A 16,417-nucleotide genomic window follows, 5' to 3' on the forward strand; every position below is an offset into this window, starting at 1 on the left:
GGGAGACGGTGGGAGGGCGGAGACGGTGCTCGGGGGCGTGGGAGACGGTGTTCAGCGGGGCGTGGAAGACGGTGCCGAGCGGGATGCGCCGGACGCGGCGCCCGTGGACCCGTCGGTGGACTTCCCGGCGGGTTCGCCGGGGCCGCGGGCGGGCAGCGCGAGCAGGGGTACGGCGAGGCAGGCCGCGGTGGCGGCCAGTGCCAGACCCGCCGCGCCGCCGTCCGGGCCGGTCAGGCCCCAGGCCGCCGTGGCCAGGGCCGGGCCGAGCGTGAAGCCGAGGCCGCGGGCGAGCTGGACGGTGGAACCCACGGTGGCGGCGCGGTCCGGCGGGGCGGCGCCCATGACCAGGGCCTGGGTGGGGCCGCCGTTCAGGCCCATGCCGAGGCCGGCCAGGGCGAGCCGCCAGGCCACGTCGGGCGGGGACCAGCCGGCGCCCGGCAGGACGAGCAGCAGCAGGCCGGCGGCGGTGAGCGCGGCGCCGGCGACCGCGACGGGCCGGGCCCCGTACCGGTCGGCGAGGCGTCCGCCGAGGGGACCCGCCAGGCCCATGCCCAGAGGGAAGGCGAGCACGGTCAGGCCGGTCACGGTCGCGCTGACGCCCTCGTCGCGCTGGAGGTGCAGGGCGACCACGTAACGCATGGCGGCGAAGCCCAGAGCCAGCGCCAGCACCGCGCCGTGCGCGCGCAGGAGCCCCGTCGTCCGCAGCGCACCGGCCACCGTGCGACCGCCCGGCCCTCGCAGCCACCACCACAGCGGCGGTACGGCGAGGAGGGCGAGGGGCAGCCAGGCGGAGGCGCCGGCGGCCAGGGTCAGGGCCGTCAGGAGGACGGCGACACCGGCGGCCAGGAGCACTGCGTCGGCCAGTGACCGGCGGTCGGGCCACCGCAGGCGGCCGTCGCGCGGCATGGCGCGCCGGGCGACGACGATCGCCCCCAGGCAGAACGGGATCTTCACCAGGAAGATCCAGCGCCAGCCGAGGTGGTCGAGGAGCAGCCCGCCGACCGCCGGTCCGGTGACGGCGCCCAGCGGGCCGAGGGTCGCGGGCACGCTCATCGCCCGCCCGCGCAGCTCCGGCCGCACCGAGCGGATCGCCAGCACCGGCATCAGTACGAACAGCACCGCGCCGCACGCGCCCTGCCCGATGCGGGCGGCGATCAGCCAGGACACCGACGGGGACACGGCTGCCAGCGCGCTGCACAGCGCGAAACCCGCGGTCGCGGACAGCAGCGCGGGGCGGGTGCCCACGGTGTCGAGCCAGCGACCCACCGGCAGCAGCAGTGCGACGACCGGGAGTTGGTAGCCCAGGATCGCCCACTGGGCCGTCGCGGCCGGCGTCTCCAGGCCTTCGGAGATGTCCGCGAGTGCCACGTTCACGATGTTCATGTCCAGCATGGCCACGAACGACAGCGCGCCCGCCACGGCCACCAGGATCCAGCGGTCGCGGACCTCGGGCATGCCCCCGGGCCGCTCCGAGGCGGAACCGTGGTCCGTCACCTTGCCCCTCCCCACTCGGGTGGGCTGCCGCACGGCAGCCTCGCCCCAGAAGTCGGGCCGTTCAGCAGGTGAGTTCCCGGGCCCGGCCGGAAATGCGGTGGTGGCTGTGGGACGGGGCGGGACATCAGCGTTCCCGGTGGTCGAAGGCGATCAGCGGGTCGCCGGTCAGCGGGTGTTCCACCACGGCCGCGCGCACGCCGAACACCTCGGCCAGCAGGGCCGGTCGCAGCACTTCGCGAGGCGGGCCCGAGGCGGCCACCCGGCCGTCGTGCAGGACGTGCAGCCGGTCGCAGACGGAGGCCGCCGCGTTGAGGTCGTGCAGGGACACCAGGGTCGTACGCCGCCGGCCGCGCAGCAGGGCGAGGAGTTCCACCTGGTGGCGGACGTCGAGGTGGTTCGTCGGCTCGTCGAGGACCAGGACCTCCGTCTGCTGGGCGAACGCGCGTGCCAGCAGCACGCGTTGGCGCTCACCTCCGGACAGCTCCGTGAAGCGGCGGCCGGAGTGGTCCGCCATGCCCACGTCGGCGAGGGCGCGGGCGACGATGTCCCGGTCCGCGGCGTCCTCCCCCGCGAAGGCCCGCTTGTAGGGGGTGCGGCCCATGGCGACGACCTCACGCACGGTCAGTTCGAAGTCGCCGCCCCGCTCCTGCGGGAGGGCCGCGACATGGCGGGCCGACCGCGCCGGGCTCAGCTCGCGGATGTCGGTGCCGTCGAGCAGGACGCGCCCGGCGGCGGGCTTCAGATGGCGGTACACGGTCCGCAGGAGCGTGGACTTGCCGCTGCCGTTCGGCCCGACGATGCCGGTGATCTCGCCCTGCGCCGCGATGAGGTGGGCGCCGGCGACGACCGTACGGCCGCTGTACGAGACGTGCAGGTCCTCGATGTCGATCCTCACCCGGCGCTCCCCCGATCCATCCTCAACGCCCGTTCAGGCGTACCGACATGACTGCTCTGCGCTGGCTGATGGCCCCTCACTCGGGACTCGCCAGGCGCCGGTTCAGCAGATACAGCAGCGCGGGTGCGCCGATCAGCGAGGTGACGACCCCGACCGGCAGTTCCTGGGTGTCCATGGCGGTGCGGCACACGATGTCGACCACCACCAGCAGCAGCGCGCCGAAGAGCGCCGACACGGGCAGGAGGCGGCGATGGTCACCGCCGACGACCAGGCGGCAGGCGTGCGGCACCATGAGCGCGACGAAGGCGATGGCCCCGGAGACCGCGACCAGCACGCCGGTGAGGAGGCTGGTGACCGCGAACAGCTCCCGGCGCAGCCGTACGACGTCGATGCCGAGCCCGGCCGCCGTCTCGTCGCCCATCAGCAGCGCGTTCAGGGCCCGGGCTCGTGCCTGGAGCAGCAGCATGACCGCGGGTACCGCCGCCGCCGGGGCGGCCAGCAGGGGCCAGCCGGCGCCGCTCAGGCTGCCCATGAGCCAGAACAGCACGCCGTGGGTCTGCTGCTCGTCCCCGGCCTGCAGCACCAGGTAACTGGTGAAGCCGGACAGGAACTGGCCGATCGCGACACCGGCCAGCACCAGCCTGAGCGGCGCGAATCCCCCGCCGCGCCCGGCCACGGCCCGGACGAGGGCGAAGGTGGCCAGGGCTCCGGCGAAGGCCGCGCCCGACAGGCCGAGGCCCAGGGCTCCGCCCGTACCGAGGCCGAGCACGATCGCGGCGACCGCGCCGAGGGAGGCGCCGTTGGAGACCCCGAGGAAGTACGGGTCGGCCAGCGGGTTGCGGACGAGGGCCTGCATCGCCGTACCGACGAGTCCGAGCCCGGCACCGACCAGGGCGGCCAGCAGTGCCCGCGGGAGCCGCAGTTGCCAGACGATCAGGTCGTTCGTGCCGGGTCTGGGCGCCTCACCGGTCAGCCGGCGCCGGATCACGTTCCACACGTCCTGCGGCGGGATCGACGTGGAGCCCCAGGCGACCGCCACCGTGAGGGCCGCGAGCAGCGCCAGGCCGAGGAGCAGCACCAGCGGCCCGGCGGGCAGGGGACGCCGCGCCGCCGCGCGGGCGGTGCCCGTGTCCTTGCCGCTCACCGGGGTGTCCAGCACGGTCAGCCGACCTTGCCCGGGTGGATGGTCCTGGCGATCTCTTCGACGGTGTCGGCGTTCTCCACTCCGGCGATGGTGGTCCGCTCGGAGCCGATGCGCAGGAAGTGTCCTTCCCCGACCGCCTTCAGGCCCTTGGTGGCGGAGTTCGTCTCCAGCCACTTCTGCGCCTCGTCGAACGCCTTGTCGTTGGCGGCCTCGCTGCCCCGGTTGCGGATTCCGAGCTGGATCCAGTCCGGATCCTCGGCGATCACGTCCTCCCAGCCGACCTGCTTGTAGTCGCCGTCGCAGTCGGCGAAGACGTTGCGGGCCCCGGCGAGGGTGATCACGGCGTTGGCGACCTGGCGGTTGCAGACGGCCACGGGCTGCTTGGTGCCGGCGTCGAAGTCGAAGAAGAAGTACGTCGGCCGGTCGCTCCCGGCCGTACCGCCGACCGCCTTCCGGACGGCGTCCACCTTCTCCTTCATGCCGTCGACGAGTTCCCTGGCCCTGGCGGCGGTGCCGGTGACCTCGCCGAGGGAGGTGATGTCGGCCTCCACGGCCGACAGGTCGGTCACGGCGGTCCTGCTCCGCGCCGCGCAGGCGGTGGACTTCAGGTAGACGTGCCTGATCCCGGCCGCCTCGAACTCCTCCTCCGTGGGCGCGTCGCCCATGCCGCCGCCCATGTTCATCGAGGCGAAGGTGTCGATGTAGAGGTCGGCGCCGGAGCCGAGCAGCTTCTCCCTCGGGATCACGGTGTCGCTGAGGACCTTCACCTTCCGCGCCTGAGCGTCGAGCTCACCGGGCAGCGTGCCCTTGCCGGGCGGGAAGCCGGTCCCGATGACCTTGTCCCCGGCGCCGAGGCGGAGCAGCAGTTCCAGGCTGGAGGCGTTGCTGGTGACGATCTTCTCCGGGGCCGCGGAGAAGGTGGTCCCGGTGCCCGCGCAGTCGGTCACGGTCACCGGGTAGTCACCCGCGGCGGACTTCCCGGCGGCGGAGCCCGCCTTGTCGCCGTCCCCGCCGTTGTCCCCGCCGCCGGCGCCGTCACCACAGCCCGCCACGAGAAGGCCGCACAGAACGACGGCCGCTGTACCGGCCCACACACGAGGACGCATCGAACACTCCCGGATCCGCTTGTTTGGTGCGCGGGTGGTCCGTCGCCACCCCCGGTGCAGTGGTCGTGGCGAACACCCGGTGAGTTCCCGCCCGTTGGCGCGGAAGGGCTCCGGTGACCGCACGTGCGGCGGACACCGGAGCCCTTCCGTCCTCGGTCAGGCGGCCAACACCGTCGGCGCGGTCGGCGGGGCCGGCGCGGCCAATGCCGTCGGCGCGGTCGGCGGGGCCGACGCGTGCGAGTCGGCACGGGCCAGCAACTCGATGAGGGTGGCACGGGCTCGGGCCACCCTCGAGCGGACCGTACCGACGGGGCAGCCGCTTACCTCGGCCGCCTCCGCATACGGCAGCCCCAGCATCTGGGTGAGGACGAACGCCTCGCGGCGGTCGCCGGGCAGCGCGTCCAGCAGGTCGAGGAGCGCGACGCCGTCGTCGAAGCCGGGCAGGCCGGTCGGCTGGGCGAGTTCGGCCGTGAGCGTCCAGTCGCCGGTGTCGCTCAGCCGCGGCCTGGCGGCCGCGTGCCGATAGCTGTCGATCACGGCGCGGCGCGCGATGGACAGCAGCCACGCACGCGCGGAGGAGCGCCCCTCGAACCGGTGCAGGCTGCCGAGCGCCCGCAGGAACGTGTCCTGCGCCAGGTCGTCGGCCGACTGCGGGTCGGCGGAGAGGTGCGCGACGTAGCGGACGACGTCACGGTGCAGGGCGCGGCAGAAGCAGTCCACGGCGTCCGGGTCGCCGCCGCGGGCGGCGAGCGCCCAGGCGGTCGCCGACTCGTCGGACGCGGCGGCCGTCTCGGCGGTCGGGCGCCTGTCGCGCGTGTCGCGCCGTACGGGTGGAGCGGGCAGGGCAGGAGTGATCACCTGTTGTCCTTCTCGGGTCGTCCGGGCCCGGCACGGCGCCGCGTACGGCCGCGCTGTGACGTGACGGCCGTAGGTGCGCGCGGGCCGACAGGGCCCGGTGATGGGGGGGTGCGGCCGTACGACGTGGGTACGGCCGATGCCCGAGGCGCAGGAGCCGCTGACACGACTCCCGGACACGGCCCCGGGGAACCGGCTGTCTCAGACGACAGCGGTTCCGGCCGGTGGCCCCCGAGAGGCGATCGAGTAGGAGAGGAGGAGCAGCCGCGGCGCCCGGTCCGAGCGGTCGCGCCGCGGGCGGGGGCGCGGGCGGGGCAGCGGTGCGGGAACGGCGAGCGGCAGGTGCAGCGGGGCTGCCACCCGGTGGGCGACGGCCCGCAGGACGCGGAACGCGGCCCGCTCGCCGTGGGCGAGCCACAGGCCGCACAGCAGCGCGGCGAGGGTGTGGGCGGCGAGCATGCCGAACGACGACCCGCCGCTCATGTCGTGGCTCATGTGGCCCATGGGCATGACGTCCATGCCGCCCATGCCCGTGCTCAAGTCGGCGGTGTGGGCCATGTGCCCCGAGTCCACGGAAATGGAACCCGGGGAAGTCACGTCCATGGACATGCCGCTCGGGTCGTGCCCCATGGAACCCGTGACGTGCCCGGTGTGCCCGGTGCTCCCGGTCCCGGGACCCGCCGCCGTCGCGGCCCACGACTGCGCGGACTCGAAGGCCGAGTGGAGTACGGCCTGGACGACGACCACGAGCAGCACGACCGTCGCGAGCCCGCGCTCCCGCCCGGCCAGGCCCCAGGCGACGGTCCCGGTGACGGCGAATCCGGCCCCCACGGCCCACCAGGGGACGGTGGAGCCCGACATCAGGACGTGCCCCAGGGCCGCGAGCAGCACGCAGACGGCCGCGAACACCGCGGCCCGTACCGTGCGCGTACACCGCCCTGCAGTCATGACGTCCCTCATCCTCGCATCCGGGTTCCGGTCGCCACGGACGGGTACGGATGGAGCCCTGTCAGCCGTTCAGCCTGCGGTGCATGACGGGGTCGTGCCTGCGGACGAAACCCTCCGTGCGGCCGGGCCGGCGCCCGGGCGCGCCCCACCTGAATCCCGCCCCCGCCCCTGGTGGTTCGGTGTCTGGTTCCCCACTCACACGATGTGGGAGCACGAGCGGAAACTCTTGGAGTGGCTCGAAAGCGATCGATCGTTCCGGTGGGAGGGCCGCGAGGGGTGCTGGACCGTTGCCGGCGCCCACTTCCCCCGCATAAGCCGGGAACTGCTCCGCAGGTACCCGAGCGTCCTCATCGGCCGTGAGTACAACCCGCACGAAAGGTGCAACTCGGCCTGCCAGAACGCCCAGGGCTTTCTGTGCACCTGCTCCTGCCGTGCGAAATACCACGGCCGTGGGAAATGGCGAAGCGGGTGGAGGACCCTCGGCGAGTTCAGCGGTCGGCGCGCGGGGAGCCCGTGGCACTGGATGGCCGTTGCCGTTGCCGGCTGATCGCCTCGTCACCCGCTCGCGGAGCAAGCCTGCGAAGGGCCGAGCCCTGTGCCCCGCTCCTGCCGACGGCCCGTTCACCGCCTGCGCAACCACCTGGACGGAACGGAGCGTGGCTCCCGGTCCCCAGACGGCGACCATATGCACGTCCGTCGGCGCGAGGACCGTTCAGGCAGGCGTGGATGTCCTCCGGGTCGGTGGTGGAGATCACCGCGCTGCCGTGCCGGGCCGCTGACAGTGCCACCCAGGCGTCCACCGCGTCCGGCGCCGCTTGCCCGTCGCCCAGTGAGGGGAGCAGCTCCACCTGCGTGGGGGCAGGGTCACCGAGCGATGACGACGCGGGTGCCACCGAAGTTCGCGACGATCTCCAGCTTGCCGCCGAGCGCAGCGACGTACGCTGCCACGGTGCCGACCTCCGCCGAGACGGCCTTACCGCGCTCGATGGCGGACACCCGCTCCTGCCGGACATGCATACGCGCCGCGACCTCGCTCTGGGTGAAACCGAGCTCCTGGCGCACCTCGGCCAGCCGGTGGGCGCGCGCCTGTGCTACCAGCCTTTGGGCGCCCGCCCTGATCTCGTCGAGATCGTCCTCGTCGAAGATCTCGCTCTTTACCTCGTCCCAGGAGTGGAACGTGTCCATTGCTCACTCTCCTTCACGCCGTTGTTCCAGGTAAGCCAGCCACTTCGTTTGACATCCTCGCCGCCCTGAAGGACGGCGATTCCCGCCTACCGCGCCGTTGAAGGCTGCGGTGTCGAGTGGGTTCCTGCTTCGCCGCGCGGTGCCGGGACGAGTCCCGGTCTTACCTGCGCTCCACAGGCTGACACGGCCAGTCCGGCCGCCTTGGCGACGTTGACCGCCGCGTTGATGTCCCGGTCCAGGACGGCCCCGCATGCCCCGCAGGTCCACACACGGACGTGCAGGGGCTTGGGGCCGTCCTTGACGCCGCACTGCGAGCACACCTGAGATGTGGGCTCGAAGCGGCCGATCCGGATGAAGGTGCGCCCGTACCGGGCGGCCTTGTACTCCAGCATGCTCACGAACGCCGACCATCCGGCGTCGTGGACGGACTTGGCCAGGCGTGTACGCGCGAGCCCCTTCACCGCCAGGTCCTCCACGGCGACCGCTTGGTTCTCGCGGATCAGCTTCGTGGAGAGCTGGTGATGGAACTCGCGGCGCGCGTCCGCGACACGTGCGTGTGCCCGTGCGACGCGGACCCTGGCCTTGTCCCTGTTCTTGCTGCCCTTCTCCTTGCGCGAGAGGGCGCGCTGCGCCTTCTTCAGGCGCTTTTCGGCCCGGCGCAGGAAACGCGGGCTGTCGATCTTCGTGCCGTCCGAGAGGACCGCGAAGTGCCCGAGGCCGAGGTCGATACCCAGCTCGGGCATTGTCTCCGGCAACAGTTCCCCGGGGCCGGTCTCCACGACGAAGCTCGCGAAGTACCGGCCCGCCGAGTCCTTGACCACCGTCACCGTGGACGGGGTGGAGGGCAGGCTGCGGGACCACTTGACCTTCAGGTCGCCGATCTTCGGCAGGCGCAGCTTTCCGCCGGTCGTGATCGACCAGCGGGCGTTCGCGGTGAACCGGACCGTCTGCCGGGTGTCCTTCCGTGACTTGTACCGGGGCGCACCCATGCGCGGGCGCTTGCCCTTCAGCCCGTCGAAGAAGTTCTTGTACGCGGTGTCCAGGTCCCGAAGGGACTGCTGGAGGACGACCGCCGACACTTCGCTGAGCCAGGCCCGCTCCGGGGTGCTCTTCGCCTCGGTGATGAGCCGCTTCGACAGGTCGCCGGTCCTGGGGAACGGCAGCCCCTGGCTGCGGGCGGTCTCCCGAGCGCGGAGCGCGTCGTTGAAGACGACCCGCGCACACCCGAACGCCCTCGCCAACGCTGTGCGCTGACCGGCACTCGGGTACAGGCGGAAGCTGTACCGAAGCTGCACACGGATCATGATACACAGTTGGTTTATGGGTATCGATGAGAATGTTCGTACAGGTCGTCACTGCGTCTTCCGCATGCATGTTCACTTGGTTTTCGTGACGAAGTATCGGCACTCCGTCTTCGCCAGCCGGCATCTGACGCGGTGCGAGGAGATCATGCGGGCCGTGTGCGAGGACTTCGAGGCCGAGCTGGTCGAGTTCAACGGCGAGGCCAACCACGTCCACCTCCTGGTCAACTTCCCGCCGAAGGTCGCCGTGTCCAGGCTGGTGAACTCCCTCAAGGGCGTGTCCTCGCGCAGGCTCCGCCAGGAGTTCCCCGATCTCGTCCGCCACTACTGGCGGGCACAGCGCCTGTGGTCCGGCTCGTACCTCGCCGGGTCGGTCGGCGGTGCGCCGCTCAGCATCGTGAAGCAGTACATCGAGCAGCAGAACCGGCCGCTCTGACCTGGGCTGAGGTGAACAGCGCGGATCCGTGCACACAGCCGAGGTCAGAGCAGTTCTCAGATTCGCTTCACCACCGGGCTGAAGCCCGGTGCACTGCGAATAGACCCGATAGCACGTAGCCCGCGGGCCCGTAGTCGGCGGGGCGAGTGAGCCGAAGGGGCGCGCCTGCGCCGAAAGGGAGAACGCGCACAGGCCGCGAGGAACGAGTGGCCGAGCACGATCGACCGTTGGCGCAGGCTTCGGTGCCCCGGAGGCGAACCGAGCCCGAAAAGGAGGAACGAGTGGCCGAGCACGATCGACCGTTGGCGCAGGCTTCGGCGCCCCGGAGGCGAACCGAGCCCCAAAAAAACGGGGAACGAGTGGCCGAGCACGATCGACCGTCGGCGCAGGCTTCGGCGCCCCGGAGGCGAACCGAGCCCCCAAAAAAAAGGGGGGCGCCGACGGCCTCCGGCCTCAGCGTCCGGCGACGAACAGACTCTGCGCTCCCCGCCCGATCGGGCCCTTCTCGTCGTGGAGCACCGTGTCCGCGAGCCCGATCCCGGCCGCGTCAATGCTCGTACGGGCGTCCACGCAGACCCACTCGCCCACGGGGTACCGGTGCAGATGGACCGTCAGGTCGGGATTCACGAAGATGTGCCGCCCGAAGTCCAGGACGTTGCTGACCCCGTTTCCGGAGTCGGCCGCGGTCAGCACCCGGTCCAGCGGGCGGATCGCCTCCCCCGCGACCAGCGGCACCCTCATGCGCATCCAGCAGGACGCCGGTCCCCGTTCGAGGAAGCTTCCCCGGTCGAAGACCGCCTCCATCGCGGTGTGATAGCCGATGTCCCACGGCACCGGGTAGAACGGCTCCCGCGTGCCCTCGACCGGGGCCTCGACGCGGGGCTCGTCGACGACGGAGGCCACCGACTCCTCGGCCGTCCTGATCCGCAGTGCCCTGGCGCGCATCACCGGGCTCTCGCCGTCCGGGCTCAGCTCCGCCTCGACGATCTCCACACTGCGGCCCGCCCGCAGCACCTCGACGGAGAGGGTCAGCGGCCGGATCGGCACCGGGCGGTGGATCTCGTACGTGATTCTGGCCAGCCGCATGTCCTCGCGGGCGTCCGGCCTGGTCTCGACGGCGCGGGCGAGCAGGGCGGCGGGCGGTCCGGCGTGCTGGGACTCGGCGTCCCAGGGGCCGCGGGTGTTGGCGGTGGGCAGGAAGCGGTCCTGCTCCAGTCGCTCGTAGAAGGCGTGAGGCCCCTCGGGCACTCGGGTCGTGTCCGGCACACCGCCACATTACCTACGGGTAACCAGAAGAGCCATAGGTCACCGGGGATCGGGAGCGGGACGGCGGTACGCGAGCGCCGCCTCTCGGCCCCTGGTCCGCCCGGCCCGGCGGAGCCGCGCGAACACCGGGGTCCGGGCTCCGCGCCGGACGCACCCGGCGCCACCGGCTCCTGCCGGCCCGGTTCCGGCGGCGGCCGGTGTGGGCCGGCCTGCGGTGCCGGGGGCCGCGAGGCCGCTCCGGGGACCGAGCACCGGGCGACGGGCGCCGACGGGCGAATGCCCTCGGGGGGACTGGCCGGGGAGGGAACCGCCAAGGCCCGGGGCCGCCCGGGAATGCCGACCGGGGCAGCGGGCCGTAGGCGGCTCGGCGGTCGATCACCCGGCGGGCGGCGCGTACGGCAGCGGAGTCGTCGACCCCGGCGGCGGCCACGACCTCGCCGTCGCGCAGGCCCGGCCCGTGGACGGCGCCTCGCGGACAGCGGACCGTGGATGGCGGCCCGTGGACGGCGCCCCGCGGACAGCGCCCCGTCACCGCCGCTCGTCAGCGGCCCATCGTCAGTCCGTCCTGCGCCGCGCCCCGGCTGAGCGCGGCGGAGCCGATCGTGGCCCGCACCGGCCCGAGGTCGGTGCGGCGGTCGGCGGCCTCGGCCACGTTCAGCACCCGGATCGCCGGGCTGAGTTCGGTGAGCTGAGGCACGAACTCGGCCCGCTCGACCCGCCAGCGCCCACCCTTGGAGGACGGCGGGGCGAAGGTGAAGCGCGCGATGGTCGACTGGTTGCCCCGGGCATCGAACCGGCCCTCGTGGTTGACCATGCGGCCCGCGAGCTGGTCACCCATGCCGTAGACCACCCACGTGCCGTTGACCTTCTGGTACGCCTGCGGGACATGGGCGTGGGTGCCGATGATCAGGTCGATGTCGGGCCGGCCCCCGGTCCTGGACGCGGTGAGCTTCTCGGCCAGGCTCAGCTGCCCCTGGTCGGGTTCGCTCTGCCACTCGGTGCCCCAGTGCATGCTGACCACCACGATGTCGGCGCCGGCCCGCCGGGCCGCCCTGGCATCCGAGACGATCTTCCGCTCGTCGATGAGGTTGACCGCCCACGGCCGGCCCGCCGGCAGCGGATAGCCGTTGGTGCCGTAGGTGTAGGCGAGTTGGGCGACCTCGGCGCCCCCTGCCTTCATCAGCGCGGGCTTGACCGCCTCGGCGGCGCTGCGGGCGGAGCCCACGTGCTTGACGCCCACCCTGTCGAGCGCGGCAAGGGTGCGCGAGATTCCGGCGGTGCCCGCGTCCAGCGTGTGGTTGGAGGCGGTGGAGCACGAGTCGTAGCCGGTCTCGGCAAGCGCCTCGGCCACCTGGGGCGGCGACTGGAAGGCCGGGTAGCCGGTATAGGGCCCGCCCACCTGCCCGTACACCGTCTCCATGTGACAGATGGCCAGGTCGGCGCGGGAGATGACCGGCTTGACGCCGGCGAGCATCGGCCCGAAGTCGTAACCGGCCCCGCTCGCGTCCCGCTGCGCCTGCTGGATGACCGAGTCGTGCGGCAGCACGTCGCCGGTGGCGACGAGGGTGAACGGGCGCGGCCGCGGCTCGGAGCCGCCGGAGCCGGGGCCGTTCTTCGACGGCTCGTGCACGCATGCCGCCGCCACGCCGGCCAGCGTTGCCGCGACCACCACCGGTGCCCACTTGAATTTCGCCATCTTCACGACTCCATAAATCGTACTTACAGACTATGTGAGTGGATATGGCGAGGTGACGGCCCGTCAAGGAGCCGTGGCGCCGGTACACCGGAACGGCACATACGGCCACCCGTTCGGCGGGGTCCGCGACGATGGCGCGAGGCGCGCGGGCAGACCGTAGGGAACTCAACACGAAGAGTGATGGAACGGCTCTGCCCGAGAGGGACCCCGCAGGCCGAGCGGGACGCGCGTGTTCCCGCGCAACCGGTACGGCGAAACTGAGATTTCCCTCACTAAGAGCGCCCTCTGGTGTCACCCTCGCACCACTGCTCTTCCGGGCCCCCTCGCGCAACCGCTCCGGAAGAAGCCGAGTTCGAAACCTGGCCTCCGTTTGAGTAAACCTGGCGTCTTACCCGTCTCAGAGAGTGAAGGCGCGTCCGCATGCGGAAGCCGGGGAGAAGGTGGAACGGTTGCTGCCCGAGAGCAAGAACGACACCAGCGGGGAAGAACTGGCCGTACCCATGGCCTGGATGTACGCCGAGTACATCGCCGAGGAACTGCTGCGCGCGGGTGATCTGGTGCCCGCGCCCTCACTGGAGTTCAGGTCCGGCCGGCAGACGCTGGCCCTCACCGTCTTCCTGTCCGACACGGCGGACGAGCTTTCCGGGATCCGGGTCGTCTCACAGCTCGACGAGTGGCTCGCCCTGACCTCCCACGGCCATCCGTGGCAGGACTGGGTACGCGAGCGGCTCGCCGAACTCGGCGACCGGGAGACCGCACGCGGCCGGCAGGACCCGGACCTGGCACTCGCCAGGGCCGCCTGGGACTGGCTGGAGCGGACCGAACTGTTCGCCGCGGACCTCGAAGGGCTGGTGCCGTGCCCGCAGCCCGTCCTCCCGCTCGACGTGGACGAGGACCGCAAGGCATGGACCCCGGCATGGCAACTCGGTCTCCCGCTGGGCAATTTGGCCCTTCAGCTGTTCTGACGCGGCAGCCCGCACGGCTGCGCGAAGCGAAGACGCTCGACGGTGTTATCAAGGCAAGGAGTGGTAGTCCTATGGTGCTTCGGCTTCCGAAGTTCGGAGAGCGCCTCACTCAGGCGGAGGTCCGGGTAGTGGCGGGACTCGCCCGGGGACAGACCAATGCCGAGATAGGCAAGGCCCTCTTCTTGTCGGAGGTCACGGTCAAGTCGCACCTGCAGCGCATCGGCAGAAAGCTCGGCTGCGGGGACCGCGCCGAGATCGTCCATGTCGCCTACGGCATCGGCTACCTGAACGACCTGCCGCCGCAGTGGCGCCGCCCCACCGGCCTGAGCGCACGCGAGCTGGAGGTCCTGAGGTGCATCGCCGAGGGACTGACGTACCGCAAGATCGGTGAGCGGCTCGGCACCGGCACGGAGACCGTGAAGGGTGTGGCCCGGCTCCTCTTCGTCCGGCTGCGGGCCCGCGGGCGGGCGCACGCCGTCGCGCTCGGGCACCAGCGCGGCCTGCTCGTCCTCAGCCAGGACCGGATACGCACGCTCGCCATGGCCGCGGCGCGCACGGGCGCACTGACCGCCTAGCGAGCCCTGGAGCATCCCGAGGAACACCCCGGCGCACCCCGCGGGTACCACCGGCGCACGCCCCTGCGATTCGCCCCGGAACGGACCGATTTACGGCCCGTTTCGGGGCGTACTCATGTTCGAAGATATCGATTGAGTACACGGCTGAGCACAGAGGCGACTTCTTCCGTACTCGTGGTCAGACGGCCCATCCGTCCCGCAGAGCAGAGGAATGACCCCATGACCCCGCAGGAGCGGCACCGCGACGTCGGCGCATACGCGCTCGGCGTACTGGATCGAGCGGACGCCTTCCGTTTCGAAGAACATCTCACAGACTGCGCCATCTGTGCGGTGCAACTGAGTGAATTCGCCGGTACCCAGGCGTTTCTGACGACTGTCGCCGGCCCCTTGCCCGAACGGTCCTCCGTCGTCCGCCGCCCCGGCCCCGGCCTGCTGGACCGCCTCCTTGGCGAGGTGGCCGTCCACCGCAGGCGCAGCCGCAGGCGCAGGCTGTACCTGGTGGCGGCGGCCGCGACGCTGATCGTCACCGCTCCCCTGGCCGCGATCGGCCTGCTCGGCACGGACGACCGCAACGAGCCGCTGAGCGCGCGGGCGAAGGACCCGACCACCGGGGTCGTCGCCGAGGTCCGGATGTGGGACCGGGGCTGGGGCACCGACGTGGCCCTCAAGCTGTCCGGCGTGTGGGGACCGCTGAAGTGCGAGCTGGTCGCCATCGCCACCGACGGGGACGAGCAGACCGTGGGTTCCTGGGCCGTCCCCGAGGGCGGTTACGGCATGCCGGACTCCCCCTCCTCCAAGAAGTGGCTCAGCACGCAGGGCGGGACCGCGATGCCGGGCGCCGAGATCGACCGTTTCGAGATTCGCACGATGGACGGCGAGCGGCTGGTCACCGTGGACGCCGGACACGGGTCCCGCTGACCGCGAGGTGTCGCCCCGCGGCCCTCTTCGCCGATGGCGGGGAGACCGGCGGGACGCCTACTTCAGCAGCCGCGACAGCCTGCGGTCGGCGAGGGGCTTGCCCCCGGTCTGGCAGGTGGGGCAGTACTGGAGCGAGGAATCGCTGAAGGAGACCTCACGGATGGTGTCGCCGCACACCGGGCAGGGTTCGCCGGTCCGGCCGTGGACCCGCATCCCACTCTTCTTCTCCGTCTTCAGCCGGCCCGCGGCCGTCCCGCGGGAGCGTTCCACCGCGGCTCCCAGAGTGGTACGCAAGGCCTCGTACAGGCCGGTGATCTCGTCCTCGTCCAGTTTCGCGGCGAGCTTGAACGGTGACATGCGCGCCATGTGCAGGATCTCGTCCGAATAGGCGTTTCCGATTCCGGCGAGGACGCTCTGGTCGCGCAGCACCCCCTTGACTCGGCGGCGCTCCCCGCCGAGAAGGGCCGCGAGGGCCGCCCGGTCGAAGTCCTCCGCGAGCGGGTCGGGCCCGAGCCGGGCGACGCCAGGGACCTCGGCCGGGTCACGCACGACGTACACGGCGAGCCGCTTCTGCGTCCCGGCCTCGGTGAGGTCGAAGCCGGAGCCGTCGTCCAGGGCGACCCGCAGGGCGAGGGGGCCCTTGCCCGGCCGGGGAGGGTGTGCGGGGAGCGGGTCCTTCCACTGCAGCCAGCCCGCCCGGGCCAGGTGTGTCACCAGGTGCAGGACATCACCGTCGGGGGCACCCGCCGTGATGTCGAGGAACTTGCCGTGCCGGCCGACCGCGCCGACGATGCGCCCTTCGAGCGCGGTCGGCGGCGGGTCGTACGTCTTGAGAGCGCTGACCGCCAGCGGCAGGACGCGAGTGATCGTTCTGCCGACGAGGTGCTCGGTGAGGAAGTGCCGCAGAGCTTCGACTTCCGGCAGTTCGGGCATGCCTCAAGACTGCCGCACGGGCTCTACGGCCGCACGGGAGGCGGCCCCGCATCCGGCACGCCCCCGGCGCCCGCGCCGGTGCGGCGGACGCGGTCCCGGACCGCCGAACGGGGCCGCCTCCGGCACGGTCCCCGGACGAGCCGGCCCCGGCACGGGGACGGCTCCCTCGACAACCTCGGACCGGTCGACGGCCGCGGGGCACGGTCCCCGGCCGGAGGATGACCGCGACCGGGTAACGGGCTCTCCGGCGCGATCCCGGACCGGGGAACCGCCTCGGGTGCGGCTCGGACCGGGAATCGGTCCCGGACCAGTGCCGGTCCGGAGGATCGCCACCTCGGCACCGCCCCGACCGTACGTCGTACGGCTCCCGCACGGGCCCGGACTCGGGCCGGACGGCCCCAGGCAGACCCTCGCGACCGGGAATCGGTCCCGGACCAGTGCCGGTCCGGAGGATCGCCACCTCGGCACCGCCCGGACCGTACGGCTCCCGCACGGGCCCGGACTCGAGCCGGACGGCCCCAGGCAGACCCTCGCGACCGGGAATCGGTCCCTCCCGGTCCCGGGCCGGAGAATGGCCACCTCCGGCCCGGTCCCGGGCGGGCCTTACGGCTGGGGAACGGGCTCCGGTGCGGTCTCGGGCCGGGGAACCGCTTCGGGCGCGGGTCCGGGACGGGGGACGGGGTCCGGCACGGTCTCGGAC

Annotated in this window: 15 protein-coding genes; 4 read left to right on the forward strand and 11 right to left on the reverse strand. The window is 72.3% G+C overall.

Going from position 1 to position 16,417, the window contains the following annotated elements; translation table 11 throughout:
• Positions 1–51: 51 nt before the first annotated feature.
• From GUY61_RS21155 to GUY61_RS21190, 8 genes are all read right to left on the reverse strand, one after another.
• Complete coding sequence (locus GUY61_RS21155; RefSeq protein ID WP_313896770.1) at positions 52–1,494, reverse strand: MFS transporter; 1,443 nt, start codon at positions 1,492–1,494, stop codon at positions 52–54.
• Between the two features lie 124 nt (positions 1,495–1,618).
• Positions 1,619–2,389 (reverse strand): ABC transporter ATP-binding protein, encoded by a 771-nt coding sequence (locus tag GUY61_RS21160; RefSeq protein WP_166631794.1) that lies wholly within the window; start codon positions 2,387–2,389, stop codon positions 1,619–1,621.
• Positions 2,390–2,465: 76 nt separating this feature from the next.
• A complete protein-coding gene (locus GUY61_RS21165) occupies positions 2,466–3,548 on the reverse strand; it encodes an iron ABC transporter permease (RefSeq protein ID WP_166631795.1) in 1,083 nt (360 codons plus the stop codon).
• A gap of 2 nt (positions 3,549–3,550) precedes the next feature.
• On the reverse strand, positions 3,551–4,639 hold the full coding sequence (locus tag GUY61_RS21170) for an ABC transporter substrate-binding protein (protein WP_166631796.1): 1,089 nt from the start codon (positions 4,637–4,639) through the stop codon (positions 3,551–3,553).
• Between the two features lie 156 nt (positions 4,640–4,795).
• Positions 4,796–5,497, reverse strand: a complete 702-nt coding sequence (locus tag GUY61_RS21175; RefSeq protein WP_166631797.1) for a sigma-70 family RNA polymerase sigma factor — start codon at positions 5,495–5,497, stop codon at positions 4,796–4,798.
• A 198-nt stretch (positions 5,498–5,695) separates the two neighbouring features.
• Complete coding sequence (locus GUY61_RS21180; protein ID WP_166631798.1) at positions 5,696–6,442, reverse strand: hypothetical protein; 747 nt, start codon at positions 6,440–6,442, stop codon at positions 5,696–5,698.
• Between the two features lie 864 nt (positions 6,443–7,306).
• On the reverse strand, positions 7,307–7,627 hold the full coding sequence (locus GUY61_RS21185; RefSeq protein ID WP_166631799.1) for a helix-turn-helix domain-containing protein: 321 nt from the start codon (positions 7,625–7,627) through the stop codon (positions 7,307–7,309).
• An 86-nt stretch (positions 7,628–7,713) separates the two neighbouring features.
• Positions 7,714–8,922, reverse strand: coding sequence for an RNA-guided endonuclease TnpB family protein (locus GUY61_RS21190; protein ID WP_166631800.1), 1,209 nt, complete (start codon positions 8,920–8,922; stop codon positions 7,714–7,716).
• Positions 8,923–8,947: 25 nt separating this feature from the next.
• Between GUY61_RS21190 and tnpA the strand changes: the two genes are divergently transcribed.
• Complete coding sequence (tnpA, locus tag GUY61_RS21195) at positions 8,948–9,364, forward strand: IS200/IS605 family transposase (protein ID WP_166631801.1); 417 nt, start codon at positions 8,948–8,950, stop codon at positions 9,362–9,364.
• Between the two features lie 453 nt (positions 9,365–9,817).
• On the opposite strand, the gene GUY61_RS21200 is transcribed toward tnpA, so the two are convergent.
• Both GUY61_RS21200 and GUY61_RS21205 read right to left on the reverse strand, forming a co-directional pair.
• Positions 9,818–10,630: a thioesterase family protein gene (locus GUY61_RS21200; protein ID WP_313896771.1), complete on the reverse strand. Its 813-nt coding sequence runs from the start codon at positions 10,628–10,630 to the stop codon at positions 9,818–9,820.
• 541 nt (positions 10,631–11,171) lie between these two features.
• Positions 11,172–12,326, reverse strand: coding sequence for a CapA family protein (locus GUY61_RS21205; RefSeq protein ID WP_166631802.1), 1,155 nt, complete (start codon positions 12,324–12,326; stop codon positions 11,172–11,174).
• 500 nt (positions 12,327–12,826) lie between these two features.
• On the opposite strand from GUY61_RS21205, the gene GUY61_RS21210 reads away from it, so the two are divergent.
• The 3 genes from GUY61_RS21210 (at position 12,827) to GUY61_RS21220 (ending at position 14,784) form a co-directional block, all read left to right on the forward strand.
• Positions 12,827–13,291, forward strand: a complete 465-nt coding sequence (locus GUY61_RS21210; protein WP_166631807.1) for a hypothetical protein — start codon at positions 12,827–12,829, stop codon at positions 13,289–13,291.
• A 71-nt stretch (positions 13,292–13,362) separates the two neighbouring features.
• On the forward strand, positions 13,363–13,866 hold the full coding sequence (locus GUY61_RS21215; protein WP_243766627.1) for a helix-turn-helix transcriptional regulator: 504 nt from the start codon (positions 13,363–13,365) through the stop codon (positions 13,864–13,866).
• Positions 13,867–14,085: 219 nt separating this feature from the next.
• A complete protein-coding gene (locus GUY61_RS21220) occupies positions 14,086–14,784 on the forward strand; it encodes a zf-HC2 domain-containing protein (RefSeq protein ID WP_166631804.1) in 699 nt (232 codons plus the stop codon).
• Positions 14,785–14,841: 57 nt separating this feature from the next.
• On the opposite strand, the gene GUY61_RS21225 is transcribed toward GUY61_RS21220, so the two are convergent.
• Positions 14,842–15,717: an Fpg/Nei family DNA glycosylase gene (locus GUY61_RS21225; RefSeq protein WP_166631805.1), complete on the reverse strand. Its 876-nt coding sequence runs from the start codon at positions 15,715–15,717 to the stop codon at positions 14,842–14,844.
• Positions 15,718–16,417 lie beyond the last annotated feature (700 nt).

It is taken from the genome of Streptomyces sp. GC420, assembly GCF_009916105.1.
Classification (GTDB): Bacteria; Actinomycetota; Actinomycetes; order Streptomycetales; family Streptomycetaceae; genus Streptomyces.